Consider the following 21,531-nt stretch of genomic DNA (forward strand, 5'->3'; position numbering starts at 1 on the left):
GCGTCCCAGGCGGCTGGCTGAACTGATCAGGGCCTTTCCTGATTGCTATCTGGTCCCGCCAGTGACGATCCAGCGGCCCGAGCGCGCCCGTGCCCATAGAGTCACCATCCGCACACTGATCATCAAGGTCATCGCCCACCACAGGTCAACCAGCCCACCGCCGCACACGAGGACGGCGAGGGCGGCCGAGATGAAAACCACGAGAGTCACGAGCATCGCCCACGCCAGATACGGTCCATCGCCGGCCCCCATGAGCACACCGTCCAGGACAAAGACGACGCCCGAGAGCGGCTGGCAGCAGGCGATCAACAACAGCGCTGGAACCAGAGTCCGCCGTACCTCGGGATCCGACGTGAACAGCGGTACGAGCAGTGGCCCGACCACGATGAGCAGCAGTCCCAGAACCACCCCGGACCAGACGCCCCAGCGCACCATGGACCGGCATGCCTCGCGGGCCGCGCTCCGGTCGCCCGAGCCCAGATGGCGCCCGATGATCGCCTGTCCTGCGATCGCGATGGCATCGAGGACGAAGGCCAGCAGACTCCAGAAGGAGAGCACGATCTGATGGGCTGCCAGATTCGTGTCGCCCAACTGGGTTGCGACCGCGGTGGCGACGACCGCCATCACACGCAGCGACAGCGTCCGGATGAGCAGGGGAGCACCGGTCCGGGCACAACGGCGGACGCCCGCGAGGTCCGGCCACAGGGGGATGCCGTGCCGACGGGCACCGCGCACTACCACGCGGAGGTAAGCGGCAGCCATGCCCCACTGGGCGACGACCGTGCCCCAGGCGGAGCCCGCGACGCCCAGCCCGGCACCGTGGACCAGGACAATGTTGAGGACCGCGTTGGCGGCGAACCCGCTTGCGGCGACCCGGAGCGGAGTTCGGGTGTCCTGCAATCCCCGGAGCACCCCGGTGGACGCCAGCACCATCAGCATCGCGGGAACACCGAAGACTGCGACACTGAGGTAGGCCGTCGCGTAGGGGGCCGCCGGGGCTGAGGCCCCGAAGGCCTCCACGAGCCACCTGACCGAAGGAAAACCCGCCAGGAGTACGGCGCCGCCGAGCACCAACGCGAGCCAGATGCCGTCCATCCCCTGGCGCACGGCCCCAGGGATGTCATCGGCTCCGATCCGGCGGGCGACGGCAGCGGTCGTCGCGTAGGCCAGGAACACAAAGACGTTCACGCCGGACATGAGAAGTGCCGTGGCGACACCGAGCCCGGCGAGTTGCTGCGTTCCGAGACGACCGACGACGGATGTGTCCACCATGACGAAGAGCGGCTGAGCCACCAGGGCGCCGAAGGCAGGTAGGGCGAGTGCCAGGATTTCCCTGTCTTGCCTGCGCCGGGGATTGAGCGCAGTGGGGTTGCGGGCGGTCATGACTTCTTGCCTCCGTTTCGGTGGTGTCGTCGGTCGGTACGTGTGCTGCCACTCAGACCTTGGCCACCGTCCCCGCCGTCCCGGCAGTCCCGCGAGTTCGGTCGGCCCACTGGACGACGGGCGAGATCAGCAGGCCGATCGACACGAACATGGCACTGAGCAGAAGCCAGCCCGGGACGCCCCCGCCAACCACCAGCAGAGTGATGACTGCCGGGGCGAGGATGCGCGACAGTGACAGTCCGGTCGCGTAGGTTGCCTGGTACTCGCCATGGGCGTCAGCCGGCGCGAGACCGAACGAGATGCTCCATCCGGCGGCCGACTGCCACAGCTCGCCCGCCACATGTGCCAGCGCGCCGAAGGCGAGGAGCCCCACCGCAAGCCAGGTCGACCGCCCGCCCGCCAGGGCGAACAGGACGCAGGCAAGGCCGATGGCCAGCCCCGCGCGCCGGGCCGCGCGTACTCCCCCGGCGACGGTGTCCGTCCCCTTCGTGGCCCGCACCTGCAGCAGCAGAACACTGGCTGTATTGATGCAGAAGAGTGCGGAAACCACCCAGCGGGGTGCGTTGGTAGCCCGGGCGATCCATAGGGGGAGGGCCAGCTCGAGAAGGTAGAAGTGCATGGACATCAGTCCGTCGAGGACCGTGAACGCGAGGAAGGAGCGGTCGCGCAGCGCGGCGAGACGCGGACCGACTCGCGGTGCGTGCGACGGGCTCACGGCCGGGATGCGCATCGTCGCCAGCGCCGCCAGCACGAAGGTCGCCGCGTCCCCCAGGATCAGGCCCACGTACCAGGGCCTGCTGTCGGCGACGAGGCCCAGCCCGGCGATCACTGAGCCGACGGCGAGGCCCATGTTGGCCGTACCGCGCATGACGGCCCGGGTCCGCACGCGCTGATCCGCCGGGACGAGCTGGGCGATCAGCGCCCCCTGGGCCCCTCTGGTGCCCGCCAGGGACACCCCGGTCAGGACCGAGACCGCCAGGAAAGCCGGCACTGAACGGACCTGGGTGAGGCATACCGAACCCAGGCACTGCACCAGGAAGGTGAGTACGAGGAGGTTGCGCGGCCCCCTGCGGTCCGCGACGTGTCCCAGCGGTATGCCGGCGACGACCGCGGCGGCCGCCCCCACGCTAATCCCGAGGGCGACCTGGCCGGCCGTGAGTCCCACGGACCGAGTGAGGTACAGGGCACTCACCGTTTGGTAGAGGCCGGTCCCCAGAGCGTTGACCATATTGGCAAGGATCATCATGCCGACCGGGCCGCGCGGTATCGCCGTACGCATCAGTAGTGCCTCTTGCAGGGGAGCAGGGGGAGCGAACTGTCGGCCTAGAGCTCGGCGAAGCGGACTTCGTCAAGGGGTTCGACTCCCGCGCTGTCCGCCGTCCAGAGCCGGTCGGACTCGATGATGATGTTGTAGTGGTTCGGGAAGTGACATTCGTCGAAGCCCGCCACGGTGCCGATCAGCCGATCGTCGGCCAGCTTCACCTCGTCACCCAGGGCGATGACCGTGCCTTCCTGGAACTCGACGAACCCGAGGAAGCCCACAGCGTCGATGCGGTCGCCGGGCGTGCGCGGGCGGTCCGTGGTGGTCACCAGCTCGTGGATCTCGCCCTTGCTGATGCAGCGGGTGCCCCACTCCGACAGCGTCATGCCCCGGCTCTCGCTAGTGTGGAAGAGCAATCGCACCAGGCGGGTGAGGGTGGGCAGCTTGGACCGCCGGTGTCCCGCCTCCTTGCGACCGAGAGCGTAGGCCTCCTCCACGAGTCCGACGATCTCTATGCCCGTACCGCACGACGCGCGCTGTGCGGCGACCTGGCTGCGGAAGTCGGCGAGGATGCCGTCGTACTCGTGCCGCAGCGAGGACTTGAACGCGGTGAAGCCCTCCAGCATGTCGGCACGCAGGACGGTGCCGTCAACCAACTGGACGACCACGTCCTTCGTCTCGCCGGTCGTCAGCGCCCAGTCCAGTTCCACGCGGACCGGAACACCGTCCGCGCTCACCAGATCCAGCTCCGCGACATACTCGATGCCGGAGCGGATGTCGGACAGCCGGGTACCGGTGAGGGTGAGGCTGCCGACGAGGACGTGCGCCATGTCCAGGGCGTTGGGGCCGTTGTCGATGAGGCATCCTCCCCCGCACCGTTCGGCGTCGAGGTACCAGCGGTCACCACCAATGTGTTCGAGGATGTTCTCGTGGTAACGAATGGTGACCTGGCTGATCTGCGACCTGTCCTCGGGAAGCGCCTCGCGCAGGTCGGTCAGATGGCGGTTGTAGCGCCGGTGGAAGGCAGTGAAGAGCGTCATGCCGGTGCGCTCCGCGGCTGCGGCCATCCGGTTCGCCTCGGCCGAGCCGACCGCCAGCGGCTTCTCGCAGCAGACCGCCACCCCTGCCTCGAGTGCGGCGATTGCGGCTTCCGCGTGTGCGTGGTTGGGCAGCGTGATGATCACGGCGTCGCACACGCCCGCGGCGAGCAGATCGCGATAATCGGTGAAGGCGGGCGTTCCCTGCTTCGCCAGTGGTTCCGTCTTCGCGGAGTCCAGGTCGCAGACACCAGCCAGCGTCGAGTCCGGACACCGCTCGACGGCTTCCAGGAAGAAGGGTGCTATGGCCCCCAGTCCGATGATTCCGTACCTCATGTGTGCAGCTCCTCTTCCATGTTCTTCATGACGTTCGGTCGCTTCGCCCAGCCGAGGGACCACGGCTCAGGCCGGCAGGTTCCCTGCGCTTCTCGCCCAGGCGCCGAAGCCCCAGACCAGGTCACGGCAGCGACCCGCGTAAGCCTCCAGATCACGCATCGCCACGTGCTCCCCGGCGGTGTGGGCGCCGTTGAGGTCCAGCCGGCCCGGCCCGCAGGCGACCACGTAACGGCCGGATGCAGCCGCCCAGATGGCATCGCAGGTGAAGGCAGAGCCGTCCCCGATCGCGTCGTGGCGGGGAAGCCCAGCGCCGGCCATGAGGCGTTCCATCGCCTCGTCCCTGTTGTCCAGCGGCGGCAGGCCCCGCTTCAGCCAGTCCAGATGGACGACCTGGCTCCAGTCCTGGACGAGCCGCCGGGCGACAGGGTTGGCGCCGAAGTGCCGCGCTACCTCGGCCGCCACCTGCGGCAGCACACATTCGACCGCTGCCGCCAGTTCGTCTGCGGCAGCGAGATCGTAGTACGCGATGTTCAGGCGCAGTTCTCCGGAGCCGTAGACCCGGTTGTGGGCCGTTCCTGTGTGCAGGCCGGATAGACAGACCTTGGCGCCGAGCCGTTCCGCCATCGGTCCCAGGACTTCTGCCAGACGACAGGCAACCATGCTGAGCGCCAACGTCGCGTTGTGCCCGTCGTAGGGGTAGTCGTCGGTGGAGTCGAGGCCGCGGACCGTGACGCGCGGCGTCATAGCGGCGCTGCAGGCGTCGAAGACACGGGCGCCCGTCGGCTCGGCGAAGACCATGAGGCGTCCGACCCACCCGGCCTTCACGAGCCATCGGGTGCCGTACACCCCCATCGCGCCGCCCTCTTCACCCGGCACGGAAGCGACCAGCACCTCGATGTCTTCTGCCAGGGAGGGGTCCTCGGCAAAGGCGGCGGCGGCTCCGAGCAGGGCTGCGACCCCCGGGCCCTTGTCGTCCACGGCACCCCGCCCGTGCAGCACCCCGTCCTCGATCCGGGGCGGAAGGTGCGGACCCACCGTGTCCATGTGGAAGTTGAACACCAGCCGCCGCTCGGGGGGCTGTGGCGCGCCCAGCGCCACCACCGCCGACGGCTGGCCCTGGAGGAAGGCTTCGCCGTGTTCGCCCACCGCGTCGAGGACCTGCGCGGGAACGCCTGACTGGTCCAGGAAGGAGGCGGGCGGCGCACTCAGTTCCCGCAGCGCGAACCCGCGCCCCGTGGCCCCTTCGATGAACACCCGCTGTGCGCGGGCGAGTCCTTCGTGGTCCCCGCCCTCCAGCGGTGAGACGGTGTCCTGCTCCATCAGATTCACCAGCCAGGCCACGTCGTCTGCGGCGAAGGCGACCGGCGCGCCGGTTCCACCGGCCAGTGCTTGCCGCGCGCGCTCAGGCATCGGTACGCGCCCGTCGTGCGAATGGGGCGGCCGGCACGGTCGCGACCGCGGAAGCCAGCTCCGTGAAGCGGCGGCCGTACGCGGTGTATGCGCTCTCCATCTCGGCGCCATCGGCGCTGATCCCGAGGTGCGGGATGAGCGCCACATGCGGCTCGATGCTGTACCAGCCCCGGTAGCCGGCGTTTTCCAGCAGCTCCATACATGCCCTCACGTGGGCGGCCCCTTCGCCTGGAAGGCCGAACACGGCGGAGCCGTCGGCGTCGCGGACTCCGTCCTTGACATGGACGTGCTCCACCCAGGGCAGGGTCTGCCGCAGGAACTCCAGCGAGTCGTAGCCGTAGGCGAGCCCGTTGCCGATGTCGAAGAGCAGCCTCAGCGCCGGACTGTCAATGCTGGTCACGAGGTCCAGCGACTGCTGGGCGCCCTGGCCCGCCCATCCGTTGCAGTTCTCGTGCAGCAGCACCACGCCGGCATCCTCGGCCAGACCGGTGAGGTGGCGCATGCGGCGGAACACCTCGGTGCGCCACTCACCCTCGGGCAGACCGTCGTTGGGATACGACATCACACGCAGGGTCCGGCATCCCAGGAGCAGGGCTCGCCGGGTGGCACGCCGCAGGATGTCGATCTCCAGCCCGAAGTCGCCCGTCACCGAGACTGCCCAGGACCCGATGGGAGTGTCCAGCACCGGCACGACCATGCCGACGGCCGTCAGGGTTTCGGCGATCGCCCGCACGGAGTCCTCGGGGAGATTGTGCAGTCCGACGCCGTCCAGGGACCGCACCTCGAGTGCATGGAAGCCGAGTTCGCGGTGTACGCGGATCTGATCCAGCAGTCCGGCCGCTGCTTCGTCACCAATGCCGCACAGACGCTCCGGTCCCACACCGGCTGCGGTCACGCTCATCGGGTCACGTCCTGGTGTCCGGCGAGGCACTCAGCGACCGCACCGACGACGAGGTCGACATCGGCCGGCGCCAACCCCGGGTACAACGGAAGCGAGAGCGACTGCTCTGCGAGGAGTCGCGCGCCCGGGAACGGGACCGACTCCGGCGGACTGGACACCGCCGAGCCATCGGGACACGACGACGGCATGGCCGTTTCGACCCCCTGAGCAGCCAGCCGGGCATGTACCAGTTCCCGGAGCGCGGTGCGCAGGGTCAGACCTCCGCTCGGCGTGGAGCACGTTTCGGGGCGGAGCACGAGGGCGCCCGTTCCCGCGGAGGACAGACCTCGGGCATAACGGTCGGCGAGTTCCCGCATCGCTGTCCGGCGGGCTCCGTACGACGGCAGCCTTCGCAGCAGGAAGGCCGCCACCGACTCGTCCATACGGCAGTTGTATCCGACCCTGATGTGTAGGAAGCGTTCGTTCAGGGCCTGCCCGTGGTTGCGGAGCATCCGGCTGCTCTGTGCCAGGGTCTCGTCGTCGGTAACGACTGCAGCCGCGTCGCCGATGCCTCCCAGGAGGTCGTCCGGGCCCAGCGGCACCACCGTCGTCACACCACGCGGACGAGGACGATGCGGTTCGGGCGTCCCCACCTCCACAATTGGCACGCCGAGCCGGAGAGCCGCCTCGTGGAGCCTGGCACGCGCCTCGTCCGAGCCTGCGGGACCGAGGAGGACCGCACGGGTGGCGGGCCCCACGGCGGCGGTGACGGCGGCGACGTCCGGTGCCCCGTCTTCGGGAGAGACATCCACGAGGACGGGCCGGGATCCCAGCCGCTGCACGATGCCGGACAAGGCTTCTGGACCCCAAGCTGGGACGATGACCTCGTCGCCGGGCCCACATCCCAGAGCACCGAGAGCGAGGAGCAGGCCGCCTGCCGTGGAGGCGCAGCCCACGGCGTGCGCGGCGCCCAGCTCGGCACAGAGAGCGGCCTCGAACCGTGCCGTGCGTGACTTGAGGATGAACTCGTCGGCCTCAGCGGCCTCCAGGACCGACTCCAGGATCTCATCGGTCAGTGCGGCATAGCGGGCGGCGTCGCCGCGGAGCAGGATACGCATCGTGGTGTCCTCGGTCATCGGGCGCCTCCGTGGAAAGCGTGGATCAGGTCGCACACCCGGTCGACCTGCTCGTCGGTCAGATCTGGGTAGAGAGGCAACCCGACAGCCCGTTTGGCAGCGGCCTTCGCCACGGGAACCGGATGGCGCGCTCCGGCCAGGTCGCGGAAGCAGGGCTGCTCGGTCAGCGGCCGGGGATAGTAGATCTCCGTACCGACTTGATGGTCCGTCAGGTACCGGATGAGCTCGGCCCGGTGATCGGTCTCGATGAGGTAGACGTACCAGACGGGAGCGCCCGGTTCCTTCGACTGCGCCATGACCGGGGTGGCCACCACCGGTGAGAGCGCAGCAAGCCGCCGCGTGTAGTGCGCCGCCAGCTCTGCCCTGCGGTTGATGTCCTGGTCCAGTACGTTCAGCCGGGTCAGGAGCACGGCGGCCTGGATCTCGTCGCAGACGCTGTGCGTGCCGACCGTAAGACTCCCAGGCCAGTGCCCGGTGGTCCCTCCCGCCGTCCTCAGCCGACTGACGCGCTCGGCCAGTTCGTCGTCATCGGTGAGAACCATGCCCGCGTCACCCAGTGCGCCCAGGGTCTTGGTGGGGAAGAAGGAGAGCACCCCGGCCCGGCCCCACAGGCCCGCATGCCGGCCGGCCGCTCGCATGCCGATGGCTTCCGCGCTGTCCTCGAAGAGTTCCAGACCATGCTGCTCGGCGATGTCGCGCAGAACCGCGATGTCCGCCATCTGGTGGAAGAGGTGCACCGCCATGATGGCCTTCGTACGGGGCCCGATGGCGGACCTCACGGCCTCCGGATCGATGGCGTACGACGTCGGGTCCACATCGACGAAAACCGGTTCGGCCCCCACGTGGGCCACGCACGATGCCGTCGCGAAGAACGTGTACGCGGGGACGATGACCTCGTCACCGGGTCCGACGCCCGCGGCCTGGAGCATCAGCGAGAGGGCGTCCGTGCCATTGCCGCACGCGATGGCGTTCCTGGCCCCGGTGTACTGCTTGACCCTCTCTTCCAGTTCGATGGCCAAAGGGCCTGACACGAACGTGCCGCGGGCCGCAGACTGCCGGATGAGTCCGGACAACTCGGTCCACTGCCGGCGTACCGAGGCAGCACCGCTGTAGAACGGTACCGATCGATTGCTGGTCATAAACAGCCTCTCACTCCCTGAAAGCATGAAAATCGGTCTGCCCCAGAAGAGACGGTGCGTTACTGGGGACGGCGGCAGCGGAGGCGGCTGCGAGCAGCTCGGTCACCCGCAGGTGAAGTTGCAGATCCGAACCCTCCGGCTGCCTTCCCGTTCCTGCGAAGTACCGGTAGCAGTCCTCGATGTACGTGGTCAGCGGCGCGTCCGGAAGCAGAGTCCGGTCGTGGTCGCCGGTTACCTGGACCTGGCCGTACGGATCGTCCGCGCCAATGGGGTAGTGGGCAACGATCTCTCCCGCGGTCCCGCGCAGCCGCAGACACCGGACGCGCACGGGCGAGGTGAGGTCGCTTTTCAGCGTGGTGACCAGGCCGTCACGATGACGCAGGCGCACCGTGGCGCCCCCGAGCCTCCGGGACTCGCCCGTCGGAGTCCGCAACGGCCACGAGACCGCCTCGAGACTTTCGGCATCCCCGAACAAGTGCAGGGCCAGCAGCATCTGGTGAGGGAGTTCGACCTCGAAGGCACTGGAGTGCGCTTCGTCCTCGAAGCCCCGCTGGAAACGCGGCTTGCTCTGCTCTATATGCAGGGAGATCGGCTGCCCGATCCGGCCGGACGCGAGCAGCCCCACGATGTGGCGGGTGATCGCACTGGATGGCCAGACCGCGACGGGCAGCACCTCCGTGTCGCAGTCACGGATCAGGGACGTCAGCTCACACGCCGCAGCAGGACTCTCCGCGAACGGCTTCTCCATAATCGCCTTACGGATACCCGCGGCGGCCAGCTCCCGTATCGTCTGCGCACGTTCACGTACGGGAGTCGCGATGTGGACCACGGCCGACGCCGGCGAGCCGAGGGTCGCCAGCGCCTCCGGCACCGAGCTCAGCCAGCGGGCACCCGGCAGCGGATCCGCCGGCCGCACCGGGTCGACCACCAGGGGCCCGCTCGGTGGTACGACCCCCCGCCCGGCGAGGGCGATGAGGCTGCGGTGGTGGAGATCCCGCCCCGCGTGCCCGTATCCGATGATCACCGATTCGACCCGGTCGTCCGCGGGCTCGCGTAGGGGTACCGCCAGGACTGGTGCCGGCACGGTCACAGGTGGAAGATCCCGTCACCCGCGGCGGCAAGGTTCCAGGTGTCAAGCACCAGCGGGGCCGCGTACCACAGCGGACGTTCGACGACCTGACGGTTCGCGGTCATGAGGACCACGCAGTCGTGGGCAGAGACGGTGGAGCGGTCCCACGTCGACCTTTCCAGGCGCTCGCCAGCCACCTGGAGTTCCTCCACGAACGGGTCGACGTAGGAGACCTTGGCGCCTCGCCGGGACAGCTCAGACATCACCTCCAGCGAGGGGGAGTTGCGCGTGTCGGCGACGCCGGGCTTGTAGGTGGCGCCAACGACAAGCACCTTCGAGGCGGATACGCTCTTGTCAGCGTCGGACAGCAGCTCCGCCAGCCGGTCGACCACCTGCATCGGGCGCTGCTCCGCGGCCTGGCAGGCCTGGTCCACAAGAGGCATGGCCACGTTCAGTTCGGCGGCCACTGACCGCAGGAAGTGGGGATCCACGGGGATGCACTCGCCTCCGATGCCGGGCCCGGGGCGATGTGCGAGGAACCCGTACGGCTTCGTCTCTGCCGCGTCGATCACGTCATGGACGGAGATGCCGATGCCATTGCACAGGGCCTCCAGTTCATAGGTGAGCGCGATGTTGACGAGCCGGAACGTGTTCTCGAAGACCTTTGCGGTTTCCGCGACTTCAAGACTCGCGACCGGCACCACGACCTTGCACACGGAGGCCAGTAGCCGCTGGGCGCGCAGCCCGCTCTCCTCATTGATTCCGCCAACGAGCTTCGGGGTGTTCTCCAGGTTCCAGCCCTCGGCGTTGGCGGGGTTGATCCGCTCCGGGGCGTTGGCCACGAAGAAGTCCTCGCCGGGCGTGAGACCGAGCCGCTGGCCGAGGCCGGTGGCGGCCTGGGCGGTGGTGCCCGGAGGGACGGTCGACTGCACGATGATGAGTGAACCGGGCTTGAGGCGCTCCGCCAGCATTCCGAAGACGCTGTGGAAAGCCTGCAGGTCAGGTATTCCGTCCGTGCTCGTCGGCGTCGGCACGCAGACGATCACCGTGTCGACTTCTGCGAGTACCTGGCTGTCGCTGGTGACGGCCAGCGCTCCACTTGTAACCGCAAGGTCCTCGTCGCGCACGTCGGCAAGGTAGGAGTGCCCGGCGCGCAGTGCGGCAAGCTTCGTCTCGTCGATGTCATACCCGGTCACATCGAGGCCGGCGTTGGCCAGGCCGAGCGCGAGCGGCAGGCCGGTGTAGCCCAGGCCGATGACACCCACCCTGGTCGGGCCGGGCATGGCGACGGTGTTGTCGGAGGTCATGGTGTCCCCGTAAGTGTTGTGGAGGCGATGAAAGAAGCGTCAGGTGGGCATGCCGAACAGCGTGTTCCGACGCATTGCGACGCGACGCGCGTCTGCGGACTACGGCTGTTCGCCCCTGCTCAGTGCAGCGAACCGCTGCCGATTCGCCGGGTCGAGGCGGGCGAATAGACGGGAGACCTCGTCGTGTGTTTCACGGTTCAAGAACCGCGCGTAGACGAGCCCTTCCTCGTACAGACAGCCGCGCAACACCTTGAAGTGGTGGGCCGACTTTCCGAAGTGGACGCGCTCAACGCCCAGCTCGATGGCGATGCGGACCGGTTCGACGTAGCCCACATTGATGTAGACGCGGGCGTCGTCCTGGGACAGTCCGCTGTTGCCGTACCGCAGAACATTGAGAATGCCGTGTCCGTGGAAGCCCATTGAGTATCCCGCCAGCCCGTCTGCCGACTCGGCTCCGCACCACATCGCGGAGGTGACGAGCCGGTCGAAGCGGCGGAAGGACTCCTCGGTGAACTCCACTTCCGGCCTCTGGTACTTGTCCATCAGCGCGCGGTGCTGATCCGCCATGACGGCGGCCAGGTCGCCGACCTTCTCCGGGCGTGTCAGCTCGATGCCGCTGCGGAGAAAGTGGTTCATGTCGTTGCGGAACCGCTTGCGCGGTCCGCGGGGCAGCGACGACAGGAACTCGTCTATGTCGTTTCCCGCCACCGGCAGGTAGAAGTCGCCTTCATAGAAAGAGGAGGCGAATCCGGCCGGTTCCAGCGCGCCCCGGAGTGGTTCGTCCGACCCGAGAACAAACGGCAGGACGACTGCGTCGAGTCCATGGGCCGCGGCCCAGTCCGTGATCTCCTCGATGAACCCGCGCAACGCCACAGACCCCACGGCGTACACCCGGGAACGGAGCCGGATCGGCACGCCGACGATCAGGTGTGAGGGCATCCGATCCGTCATGGCCGGATCGCCGGTGAAGTCGCCGATCCGGAAGGTGAGGGGGATGTGCTGACGGTAGACATAGGCCGGTGCGAAGGCGCTCAGCGAGCCGTCTGCGGCCCGGTCGTAAAAATACAGCACACGGGCACGGTCTCGGTGCTCCTCTTCCACGAAGGAGAGGAAGGGTTTGCCGAAGAGACAGTCGCCCAAGCCATTCAGCTCCGTCTCGCTGAAATCGGCGACGCTCTCTGATACCTGCATGTGCGTTCTCCTGCACTCACATCACTCGGATGGATCGGACGGACGTAGGGCAGCCGGCCAGTGGCCCGACGGGGCTCGGGCCGGCCGCCCGGCCTGTCGGTCAGAGGGAGGTGAAGCGGGGCACGGCACCGGTCCAGTCCGGATCCACGGCCTGCATGGGGGTCACGTCGTCACGGGTGCGGACGCCGGACTTCTCCCACTGCTCGTGCAGCCGGGCCACGGCGTCCAGGTCGAGCTCGACACCGAGCCCCGGCGCATCGGGAACCTTGACCTCGCCGTTGACGAAGGACAGTGCACCGGGCACCACGATCTCCTCCGTCTGCCACGGCGTGTGCGTGTCGCAGGCGTAGGCCAGGCTGCGGGACACCGCACCGAAGTGGGTCATGGCCGCGAGGCTGATTCCCAGGTGGGTGTTGGAGTGCATGGAGAGCGACAGACCGAAGGTGTCGCACAGGACGTCCAGTGCGACGGACTGCCGCAGGCCGCCCCAGAAGTGGTGGTCGGAGAGGATGATCTGCGGAGCGCCCTCGCGAACGGCCTCGGGAATATCCTCGAATGCGGTGACGCACATGTTCGTGGCCAGCGGCATGGCAACGCGACGCGCCACCTCGGCCATGGCCTGCGTGCCGTCGACCGGGTCCTCCAGGTACTCCAGTTCGCCCTCCAGTCGCTTGCCGACCTCCACGGCGACGTCCACGGTCCAGGCGGCGTTGGGATCGATGCGCACCGGATAGTCCGGGAAGGCCTCACGGAGCGCAAGCACGGTGTCGATCTCCGTGCCGGGCGGCAGGACGCCGCCCTTGACCTTGAGAGAGGTGAACCCGTACTCGGAAATCATGCGGCGGGCCTGCTCCACCATCGTTTCCGGGGTGAGCACCTCTCCCCAGGAGTCGGCCTCGTACGGCCGCGTCGGGTGCTCGGCCCACTTGTAGAAGAGGTAGGCACTGTAGGGCACGGCGTCACGTATCTTGCCGCCCAGGAGTTCGTGAACCGGGCGGCCGAGGGCCTTGCCCTGAATGTCCAGGCAGGCGACCTCGAACGCTGAGAAGACTGCCGCCCGGGTCTTGCTGGAGGCCGCGTTGGCCATGGGGTATCCCGCACCCACCGGGAGTTCACGCGATGCCTCGCGCTCGAAGGTGGAGAGCACCTCGACGACGGTCTTCGCCAGTACGTTGGTGGCGAAGGGGTCGGTACCGATCAGGCGCGGGGCCACGGCCCGCAGCCAGGTGAGCATCTGGTCGTCGCCGTAGGTCTCGCCGAGACCGGTGAAGCCGTCGTCGGTGTGCACCTGGATCACGGAACGCAGCGCGTGAGTCTGGTGGACGCCTTCGGAGTTCAGAAGCGGAGGGTCCTTGACCGCGATGGGCGTGATGTTGACGGACGTGATGATCATTCGGATTCGTTCTCCGGCTGTCGTGGTGGAAGGCACCCTGATTCCAGGTGTGCTGGTGAGGTGTGGTGTTGTCCGGCCGGTACGGGGCGGCATACGGCCGAAGCGGGCAGCAGGGGTTCGGGGAAGGCGGCGTATCAGGCCGCAAGTGCAGGCCGGTTCAGGCCGGGTCTGCGATGACCGTGTGCTCGTGGAACCAGTCATGGACCTCGGCGAGTATCCGCTCGACGTCCTGGCGGGACGTTCCCGTCACCAGGACGGAGGCGATCTTCTCCGTGCTGAGCAGGGCGCCCGTGAGGACCGTCCCTGGCTTCGCGTGCTGGTTGTAGGCGCTGACGCCCGGAACCGGGCACCGGTCCGGAACGTCGACAAGCGTGCCGGGACGGGGCGGGAACAGCATCAGTCCCGCCATCCGCAGGGGCCGCTCCGGGAGGAGGGGCGGATTGTTGGCCGAGAGGGACCTGATGTGAAACTCGGGAAGCCTGACGCCAAAGCCGAGTTCGATCATCTCCTCGATCAGGCCACCCCCCATCCGCGCGGCAATCTCATTGAAGACCAGGCCTGCTTTTCCGCCCTGGTCCCGGAACACCTCCGCGTGGAAGACACAGTCGTCCGGGGCGGGCAGGGCCGCCAGCGCCTTGAGGGTCATCTCGCGCAGTGGCTCGGCGAGCGGGTCCTCCGGGTCCATCAGCGCACTGCGGATGGAGCGGCCCTGCCGGATGTCGAGACAGGTGGTGTCGCCCTGGCTGGACGGCCAGACCAGCTGGACCTCGCCGCCCCGGAGTACACCGTCGATGTGGAACAGCTCGTGGTCGAGATAGGTCTCGACCAACAGCTGACCACCGTCGTCCGTACCCAGTTCGGGATGCCGGGCCAGCAGCTCCGGCAAGTCATCCGGCGACCGCAGCACCTCGATGTCCATCGAGCCCCCGCCGCGACGCGGCTTCACCACGAGTGGATATCCGTGCTCCACGACGAAGCCGAGAAGGTCCGTGGCATGCGTGACGGCGGCGAAGGGGAGGACCGGGACCCCTGCCTCCTGGAGGATGGACTTCATAGCGAATTTGTCGCGGAACGCTGTCACGTCATGAGGCGATTGGCCAGCAATACCCATGAAGGTCCGCAGCCGGGCTCCGCGCAGCAGATCGAACTCCGATACGGCAATCAGCCGCTCGAACCCCCACTTCTCATGCAGTTCTAGTGCCAGGAGCTCTACGTCCGCGTTGAAGTGGAAGTCCTTCACGATTTCGACGTGCGCGTAACCTGCGAGGACAGCGTCACGCTCTTCCGCGTCCGCCGGCACGGCCGCAGCATCCGTGATCAGGACGACCTCATGGGCGTCACCGAAGAAGCGGTCGTAGCGCCGCTGGATCAAAGGGGTCCGGTTGAGGACGAGGAACCGCATTCCTACTCCAAGAAGGGGGATGCCTGGTTGGTGGCCGACGGCTGTCGCCGGACCGGCCCGGGGGGCCGTATCGGCATGGAGGTGCATGGCCGCGTCGGTGCTACTCGTGGACGCATCCCTGCAGGGCCTGACTTGGGAAATGAGGCCCACAGCCTCGCTCAGTCCATCCATCGCCGCATCCGCTTCATTGCGGAGCCTCCCGCCGCCGGGTGTCGGACGGTCTGCCGATGCGCGATCAGCCAGGAAGGGGCAGCCCGGATATTGCCAACGATCGTGGTCGACCGTCAAGAGGAATCGATCTTCGAGCCAGTTCCGACTGCAATGATGCAGCAAGGAGTTGCTGCCCCTGCGGCTGGATCTCCTTACAACGAGGGGAACTTGAGGAGTACCCACCGAGGAACAAGCCTGCCTGCACGGCAAGGGATCTCCGCAGGCGTGTCTCAGTGTGTGGACGCCGGCGACTCTGAGGCATAGGCGTCCCACCCGCCTGCGTATAGTCAGCGACCTGTTCCTGAGTGGCCACCGCCCCACCACAGCACCGACCTTGACCAGCGAGGTTTGGTACGAGGGGTGCGACCAAGGCTTGAACAGGCGGAACCCACCTCATGGTCGAAGCACTCCGCTTCGCCTCTGCCCGGCCTGGAGAGACATGTCATCCACCAACGCCCGTCACGAGGAACCATCAGCAGGGAATCATCTGCTCGTCATCGGTGCGGTGAGGGATATCGTCGCCCGGGCGAGCAAACTCGCCCCTTCCCTGGCTACGTCAGTACTTTGCACTGCTGAAGAGGCCAAAGCACTGCCCAGCCTTGCGGAACACTTCCGTGTCATCGTGCTCCCAGACGGCGCACCCTTGGAAGACTGGTCCGGCGCCGCCAGATACATACACGCCGGCCGCCCCGTGAACCAGGTGCTTTGCTACGGCGAGGCTGGCCAGGAACCCGCGGCCGCCGTGTGCTCCGCCCTGTCTCTCCCCGGGCACTCCATGGAGACCGTGTTGGCGGTCAACCGAAAGTCACTCATGCGGGACCGGCTGGCAGCTGCAGGGGTCGACGACACTCGCAGCATCCGGGTCACCTCGCCCGAGGAACTGGCCTCCTTCGCCGCGAGGGTGGGCTATCCCGTCATATGCAAGCCCTCCGGTGGGGTTGGTAGCCAGGGCGTCGTAAGGATCGACTCGGCCGACGAACTGGCAGAGGGGCTGGCTCGCGCGCTCGCTCCGGCACTGGACTGCGCACAGGCCGACGTTATTGCGGAGAAGTTCCACCAAGGCGAGGAGTTCAGCGTTGAGACAATCAGCGAGGAAGGTCAGCACCTCCCGTTGTGCATCACCCAGAAATTCTTGATACCTGGCGGATTCGTCGAACTGGGCCACCAGGTGCCAGCCTCGCTCCCCTCCGGCATGGAAGACCGGATCCACCGTACGGTCACAGCGGCCCTCGACGCTCTCGGCGTGCGCAACGGCGCCACACACACCGAGGTGATCGTCAACGACCAGGACGTCCGCATCATCGAGACTCACCTGCGACAAGGCGGGGATCGCATCCCCTATCTGCTGCAGGCGGCACGTGATGTCGACATGGTGGAGGCGCTGGCCCACCAGAGTGCGGGCTTGCCCGCGCTCGAGCGGCTCTCGGCTCAGCTCATGCAGCCCCTAGGCGACGCCCCGTTCGCCGCCATCTGGTATGCGCTGCCCGGCCGGCCCGGTCGCATCGCCGAGGTACGTGGCGAGTCCGAGGCCCGGGAAGTCGCCGGGGTACGCGACGTCGTGCTGCGCCGCACCGCGGGAGACACCCTTGGCGCCGTCACCTGTTCCGACGACCGTCCCGCCTACTGCTGGGCAGTCGGCGCGACTGCCCAGCTGGCACTCGACGCCGCGCGGACCGGCGTTTCGAAGCTGAGCTTCGTCATGGAAGAGTTGGACGTATCACTGTGACCGCACTGGCAGCACTGCGGTCCTTCGTCGGCCGGCTGCGCCGCAGCTCGGCCAAGGAACGCGCGCTGGTCGCAAGTTGCCTGTCCGATGCTCTGGGCACCGGGCTCTTCATGGCAATGGCCGCCACATACTTCACCAGGACGGCGAACCTCGCGCCGACCCAGTTCGCCCTGGGGCTGTCCCTAGCTGGACTGATCGGCTTCATCTTCACCATCCCCATGGGGGTGATCGGCGACCGATTTGGTACGCGGCGCACACTCATCGCCATCAATCTCTGGCGTGCGGCGGGCATCAGCACGTACGTCTTCGTCTCTTCCTTCGCCACCTATGTGATCATCGTCCTAGTCACCGCCATAGCCGACCGCACAGCCGGTGCGATCAGCCAGGCGCTCGTTGCCGACTCCACGGACAAGGACGAGCGTCCTCGGTTGATGGCTCTGATCCGCTCAGTGCGTAACGTCGGATATTCCGTGGGCGGGTTCGCCGCCAGCCTGGCCATAGCCTTCGCCAACGACTGGCTGTACCGGGGCTTGATCCTCGGTGTCTCCCTCTTCTTCGTGCTCTGCGCCGGCCTCCTGCAGCGCCTCCCGGAGCGCCGGTCAACGGACCAGCGGCAGCGCCAGACGCGGCGCTGGGCCTTCAAGGACCGTGAGTACATGGCTTTCACGGGTCTCAACACCCTGATGAGCCTGCACATCACGACGCTGAATGTGCTGCTCCCGCTGTGGATTCTGTCCGCGCCGGGTATTCCCAACAGCTTTGCCGCGCTTCCGCTGACCATCAACACAGTGGTGGTCTCGCTGTGTCAGATTCCCGCGACCCGGCACGTGGTCTCCGTTTCGTCAGCCGGAAAGGCCACACTGTGCGCCGGAGCCGGGCTGGCCAGCGCGACTCTCCTTCTTGCGGCGGCGGCCTGGCCGGGAAGCGCGGGCGCAGCGGTGCCTCTCCTCCTATGCGGTGTGCTGGCGCTCACCGTGGCCGAGATGCTGCAGACCGCCGCGTCCTGGCAGTTCTCGGTCGACCTCGCACCCGAGGACAACCGGACACAGTACATCGCCACGTTCTACCTCGGCGGGACTGTGGAGCGCATCCTCGGTCCGGTCGCGCTCACCGCGCTCATACTCGCGTTCCGTTCGTGGGGCTGGCTGGCCCTGGGCACGGCTTTCCTGATCGGCGGTATTGCCACCTGGCTGCTCACCCGTCGGCACCTGATGGCGAAGTCCGCGCCGCTCATGGGTGAACGCACCAGCCAGCCGGTCGAGGTGGGGAGCACGTGAGCAGGGGCGCAGGTCTTGTCCTCGGCGGCTCTTCCGGTATTGGCGCCGCCGTCGCGGCCAAGGCGCAAGCGGCAGGCTGGAACGTCCTGGCGGCCTCCAGGCGAGGCGAATCTAGCGCCGCCGGAGTACGTACTGCCGTCTGCGACATACGCGACCCCTCGGCGGTGGCTCGCACGACGCAGGTCGCGGCCCGAGAGGGACGTCTGGACTGGGTAGTGAACGCCGCGGGTGTCGGGTTCTACGCGCCAGTCGAAGCGAAGTTCGCTGAACAATGGCAGAGCATCCTGGACACCAACGTCGTAGGGACACTCAATCTGATGGCTGCCTGCACCGGTTTGACCGAACCCGTGGGACATTTTATCCAGATCGGCTCTCTGGCGTCCCGGCGTCCCTCGCGTACTCCGGGCAACACGGTGTACGCGGCGGCCAAGATGGCCGGCGCCCAGCTCCTGGAGCGGTACCGCGAAGAGCTGCGGGCCGGGGGGATCGGTACGCGGGTCACTTTGATCACGCCGGGCTACGTCGGTGACACTGGATTTGGACGGGACTTCTTTCAGTTCAGTCCCGAGGCGGCGCAACCGATCCTTGAAGCGTTCCCTCCGCTGACTCCACAGGACGTGGCCCGCGTGGTCCAGTTCGCACTGGAATCGCCGGAGCAAGTGGAAATCAGCGAGGTGGTGGTGCGTCCGGTCGGCCAGCCCGACTGACAGTGAGAATGTGAGTGGTAGTTCTGCCAATGCGTCTCACTCGCCGACTTACTGACGTCTTCGACTGTCCTGTTTCGGATCCGCCGACGAGCTGAAGTAACCCCTTCGATGCCGACACCTGAACGGCAGGTCGCGTGGCGGCCTGCGGGTGGAAGTGGTCTGCCATGACTCGTGGCAAGCAGTTCCCGGAGGAGTTCAAGAACGACGCGGTCGAGCTGGTGCTCTCCTCGCCGGAGAGGCCAGTTGCGGACATCGCCCGGTCGCTGGGCGTGCATAAAGCGACGCTGGGCACGTGGGTGGAGCGTGAGCTGGGCCGGAGGAGCAAGGCCGCCGGCAACGACGGCGGCGACGCCGCGGTGAGCCGGGAGGTCGAAGCGCTGAAAGCGCAGGTCCGCGAGTTGGACCGGCTGCTGGCCGAGCGGAACCACGAGCTGGCGCATGCCCGGCAGGACATCGACATCCTGCAGAAGGCGGCCGCCCATTTCGCACGGGAGACGGTGCGGTGATCCGCTACCGCTTAGTAGTGCTTCGTTACCTTGAGTGATCTTGCCTGGTGGTGGGCATCTTCGAGGTGTGAAACTGGGGGATGTCGAGCGGCTCCGGGGTGAGTTGGCGGAGTTCGTGGGTGATGTGTTCGGGTCGTTGCCGCGGCAGGATCAGCGCCGGTGGGGTGCGTGCTATCTGCGCGGTCTGATGCTGGACGGGCGCCGTAAGTCGATCCAGCCGATGGCCGAGCGGTTGCCGGACGGGAACATGCAGGCTCTGCAGCAGTTCGTGAGCCAGTCGCCGTGGGATCCGTTGCCGGTTCGGCGGCGGATCGCCCGGCGGCTGTCGGAGGTGATCAGACCACAGGTGTGGGTGATCGACGATGTGTCGTTTCCCAAGTGTGGCCGCGCCTCTGCCGGGGTTGCCCGTCAGTATTGCGGAGCACTCGGGAAACGGGCGAACTGTCAGGTCGCGGTCAGTGTCCATGCAGCCACCGACACCGCGTCGTGTCCGTTGGACTGGCAGTTGTATCTGCCCCGGGAGTGGACGGACGAGCCGGGCCGCTGCCGCCGGGCCGGCGTCCCCGACGACGTCGTCCACCAGGAGAAATGGCGCCTCGCGCTCGGGCTGCTGGACAACGTGAGCGAGTGGGGGCTGAAAGCCCCGGTCGTGGTCGCGGATGCGGGCTACGGCGTCAGCACCCTCTTCCGCCATGGCCTGGAGGAACGGGGCCTGTCCTACGTGCTGGCGCTGACCGGGAAGGAAGTCACCCACGAGCTGGACATCGAGCCCCACCAGCCGGATTACGGAGGACTGGGCCCACCGACGCTTGCCCGCTACCGGACGGCGCCGCGAGCACTTACCGTCCACGCTGCCGAGGCTGCTGCCGCCGACCACTTCGCTGAGGTGGCCTGGCGACAGGGCAGTAGAAGCACGATGACCTCACGGTTCGCGGTCCTGGCTGTTCGCCCGGCGGGCAAGCAGTCCCTGGCCGCCGCCCAAGCGGCAGGCGGCGGACGCAACCAGTGGAACGGCGTCCTGCCCCCGTCCACTGTCTTGGTGGAATGGCCTGCGGACCAGGACGGGCCGACGGGTTTCTGGATATCGAACCTGCCGCCCGAGACACCCGTCGCCGAGCTCGTGCGGTGGGCGAAGATGCGCTGGCGCATCGAACACGACTACCGCGAACTCAAGCACGGCCTGGGCCTGGACCACTTCGAGGGACGCACCTGGCGCGGCTGGCACCACCACGTCACCCTCGTCACCGCCGCCCAGGCATTCCTCACCCTCAGGCGGCTCGACCCAAAAGTCCCCACGCCGGCCTGACCCTCTATCAGGTCCTGGACGGCCTCCAGGACCTGCTGAAGGGCTGGACCGGCACCTGCACCACCTGCAACCGCCCCCTACCCCGCAACCGGAGCAGACGCAGAACCTAACGAAGCACTATTAGGAGCTGTCCTGGCGATCATGTGACCGTCGGCTGATGTGCTCGTTGTTCTAGTCTGCCTCCAGCAGCGCCGCATCCAGGCGAGGATCGCTCCACACCACGCGGGCCTCGGTGAACTCTGTGTGGACCAGGTCGCGGGCCTGCACCTGGCGGGGTTCGGGTTGGGCGACGTGCAGGGCGGTCAGGACCAGGCCCGGGGCGATGAGGTAGCCGGTGCCGTAGGACTTCTCGCCGCTGCCGGTGCTCTGCACTTCTACGGTGCGCCGTTCCCGATCCCCCGATCATCGGCATGGCGTCTAGTCCAGGCCCGTCCGGCCAGGGAGCCGCCGCGGCCGCCCGCCGTGTCCCCGATCTCCAGGTCGTTCCCGTCCGCGTCGGGGGCGACGCTGAGGGTGACCGTCATGCGGTGGGTGGCGGTCTGTGACCGTTCCCCTTTCGCGTCCGTGGAGACGACGAACGCTTTCACGCCGCCGCCCGCCGACGCGGTGTGCCGCAACTCGATCCCCAGGTCGAGGACGACGTCCTTGACCGTGAACCGGATCCGCGAGCCCGCCCCGTTGCGCTGGGCCGCTGCCAGCCCATCACGCACCGCCTTGATCGCATCCGACAGCTCGGTCGGCCCCAACTCCATAGATTCCCTTTAACCATTGATTCGCTGCGTCAGTGTGCCCCGGCCGACGGTGGCGTGGAAGTGCGCTGTCGGTCGAATACCGCCCGGCGCCGACATGATCTCG

The 21,531-nt window shown here is 67.5% G+C and carries 19 protein-coding genes; 5 read left to right on the forward strand and 14 right to left on the reverse strand.

Annotation, left to right across the window (positions count from 1 at the left end; genetic code table 11):
- Positions 1–45 precede the first annotated feature (45 nt).
- From ACIQZN_RS25095 to ACIQZN_RS25150, 12 genes are all read right to left on the reverse strand, one after another.
- Positions 46–1,383: an MATE family efflux transporter gene (locus ACIQZN_RS25095; protein ID WP_403997987.1), complete on the reverse strand. Its 1,338-nt coding sequence runs from the start codon at positions 1,381–1,383 to the stop codon at positions 46–48.
- A 52-nt stretch (positions 1,384–1,435) separates the two neighbouring features.
- Positions 1,436–2,662, reverse strand: coding sequence for an MFS transporter (locus tag ACIQZN_RS25100; protein ID WP_403997990.1), 1,227 nt, complete (start codon positions 2,660–2,662; stop codon positions 1,436–1,438).
- A 44-nt stretch (positions 2,663–2,706) separates the two neighbouring features.
- Positions 2,707–4,017, reverse strand: a complete 1,311-nt coding sequence (locus ACIQZN_RS25105) for a Gfo/Idh/MocA family protein (protein ID WP_403997992.1) — start codon at positions 4,015–4,017, stop codon at positions 2,707–2,709.
- Between the two features lie 66 nt (positions 4,018–4,083).
- Positions 4,084–5,427, reverse strand: a complete 1,344-nt coding sequence (locus ACIQZN_RS25110) for a M20/M25/M40 family metallo-hydrolase (RefSeq protein ID WP_403997995.1) — start codon at positions 5,425–5,427, stop codon at positions 4,084–4,086.
- Positions 5,420–6,328, reverse strand: a complete 909-nt coding sequence (locus tag ACIQZN_RS25115; protein ID WP_403997998.1) for a sugar phosphate isomerase/epimerase family protein — start codon at positions 6,326–6,328, stop codon at positions 5,420–5,422. The genes ACIQZN_RS25110 and ACIQZN_RS25115 overlap by 8 nt, the downstream gene beginning before the upstream one ends.
- On the reverse strand, positions 6,325–7,443 hold the full coding sequence (locus ACIQZN_RS25120) for a DegT/DnrJ/EryC1/StrS family aminotransferase (RefSeq protein ID WP_403998001.1): 1,119 nt from the start codon (positions 7,441–7,443) through the stop codon (positions 6,325–6,327). Before ACIQZN_RS25120 ends, ACIQZN_RS25115 begins: the two co-directional genes overlap by 4 nt.
- Positions 7,440–8,609: a DegT/DnrJ/EryC1/StrS family aminotransferase gene (locus ACIQZN_RS25125; RefSeq protein ID WP_403998004.1), complete on the reverse strand. Its 1,170-nt coding sequence runs from the start codon at positions 8,607–8,609 to the stop codon at positions 7,440–7,442. The genes ACIQZN_RS25120 and ACIQZN_RS25125 overlap by 4 nt, the downstream gene beginning before the upstream one ends.
- Positions 8,593–9,510 (reverse strand): hypothetical protein, encoded by a 918-nt coding sequence (locus tag ACIQZN_RS25130; RefSeq protein ID WP_403998007.1) that lies wholly within the window; start codon positions 9,508–9,510, stop codon positions 8,593–8,595. The genes ACIQZN_RS25125 and ACIQZN_RS25130 overlap by 17 nt, the downstream gene beginning before the upstream one ends.
- Before the next feature lie 158 nt (positions 9,511–9,668).
- Complete coding sequence (locus ACIQZN_RS25135) at positions 9,669–10,958, reverse strand: nucleotide sugar dehydrogenase (protein ID WP_403998010.1); 1,290 nt, start codon at positions 10,956–10,958, stop codon at positions 9,669–9,671.
- 99 nt (positions 10,959–11,057) lie between these two features.
- On the reverse strand, positions 11,058–12,149 hold the full coding sequence (locus ACIQZN_RS25140) for a hypothetical protein (protein WP_403998012.1): 1,092 nt from the start codon (positions 12,147–12,149) through the stop codon (positions 11,058–11,060).
- A gap of 100 nt (positions 12,150–12,249) precedes the next feature.
- Positions 12,250–13,542, reverse strand: coding sequence for a glucarate dehydratase family protein (locus tag ACIQZN_RS25145; RefSeq protein ID WP_403998015.1), 1,293 nt, complete (start codon positions 13,540–13,542; stop codon positions 12,250–12,252).
- A 157-nt stretch (positions 13,543–13,699) separates the two neighbouring features.
- Positions 13,700–15,232 (reverse strand): hypothetical protein, encoded by a 1,533-nt coding sequence (locus ACIQZN_RS25150; protein ID WP_403998018.1) that lies wholly within the window; start codon positions 15,230–15,232, stop codon positions 13,700–13,702.
- 361 nt (positions 15,233–15,593) lie between these two features.
- Here ACIQZN_RS25150 and ACIQZN_RS25155 point away from each other — a divergent pair, with 361 nt between their 5' ends.
- The 5 genes from ACIQZN_RS25155 to ACIQZN_RS25175 all read left to right on the forward strand — a co-directional run bounded on the left by ACIQZN_RS25155 (position 15,594) and on the right by ACIQZN_RS25175 (position 20,676).
- A complete protein-coding gene (locus ACIQZN_RS25155; protein ID WP_403998021.1) occupies positions 15,594–16,880 on the forward strand; it encodes an ATP-grasp domain-containing protein in 1,287 nt (428 codons plus the stop codon).
- Positions 16,877–18,157: an MFS transporter gene (locus ACIQZN_RS25160; protein WP_403998024.1), complete on the forward strand. Its 1,281-nt coding sequence runs from the start codon at positions 16,877–16,879 to the stop codon at positions 18,155–18,157. Before ACIQZN_RS25155 ends, ACIQZN_RS25160 begins: the two co-directional genes overlap by 4 nt.
- The gene (locus ACIQZN_RS25165) at positions 18,154–18,864 is read left to right on the forward strand and encodes an SDR family oxidoreductase (RefSeq protein WP_403998027.1); all 711 of its coding nucleotides are present in this window, start codon (positions 18,154–18,156) and stop codon (positions 18,862–18,864) included. Before ACIQZN_RS25160 ends, ACIQZN_RS25165 begins: the two co-directional genes overlap by 4 nt.
- 164 nt (positions 18,865–19,028) lie before the next feature.
- Entirely contained in the window at positions 19,029–19,370 is a 342-nt protein-coding gene (locus ACIQZN_RS25170) for a transposase (protein WP_403998030.1), read from the forward strand.
- Between the two features lie 67 nt (positions 19,371–19,437).
- Complete coding sequence (locus ACIQZN_RS25175) at positions 19,438–20,676, forward strand: IS701 family transposase (RefSeq protein ID WP_403998033.1); 1,239 nt, start codon at positions 19,438–19,440, stop codon at positions 20,674–20,676.
- A gap of 171 nt (positions 20,677–20,847) precedes the next feature.
- Here ACIQZN_RS25175 and ACIQZN_RS25180 read toward each other — a convergent pair whose 3' ends face one another.
- Entirely contained in the window at positions 20,848–21,048 is a 201-nt protein-coding gene (locus ACIQZN_RS25180; RefSeq protein ID WP_403998035.1) for a hypothetical protein, read from the reverse strand.
- A 2-nt stretch (positions 21,049–21,050) separates the two neighbouring features.
- Positions 21,051–21,428, reverse strand: a complete 378-nt coding sequence (locus tag ACIQZN_RS25185) for a trypco2 family protein (protein ID WP_403998038.1) — start codon at positions 21,426–21,428, stop codon at positions 21,051–21,053.
- Between the last annotated feature and the right edge of the window lie 103 nt (positions 21,429–21,531).

The sequence above is a fragment of the Streptomyces sp. NPDC097595 genome, from assembly GCF_044761525.1.
GTDB lineage: Bacteria > Actinomycetota > Actinomycetes > Streptomycetales > Streptomycetaceae > Streptomyces > Streptomyces drozdowiczii_A.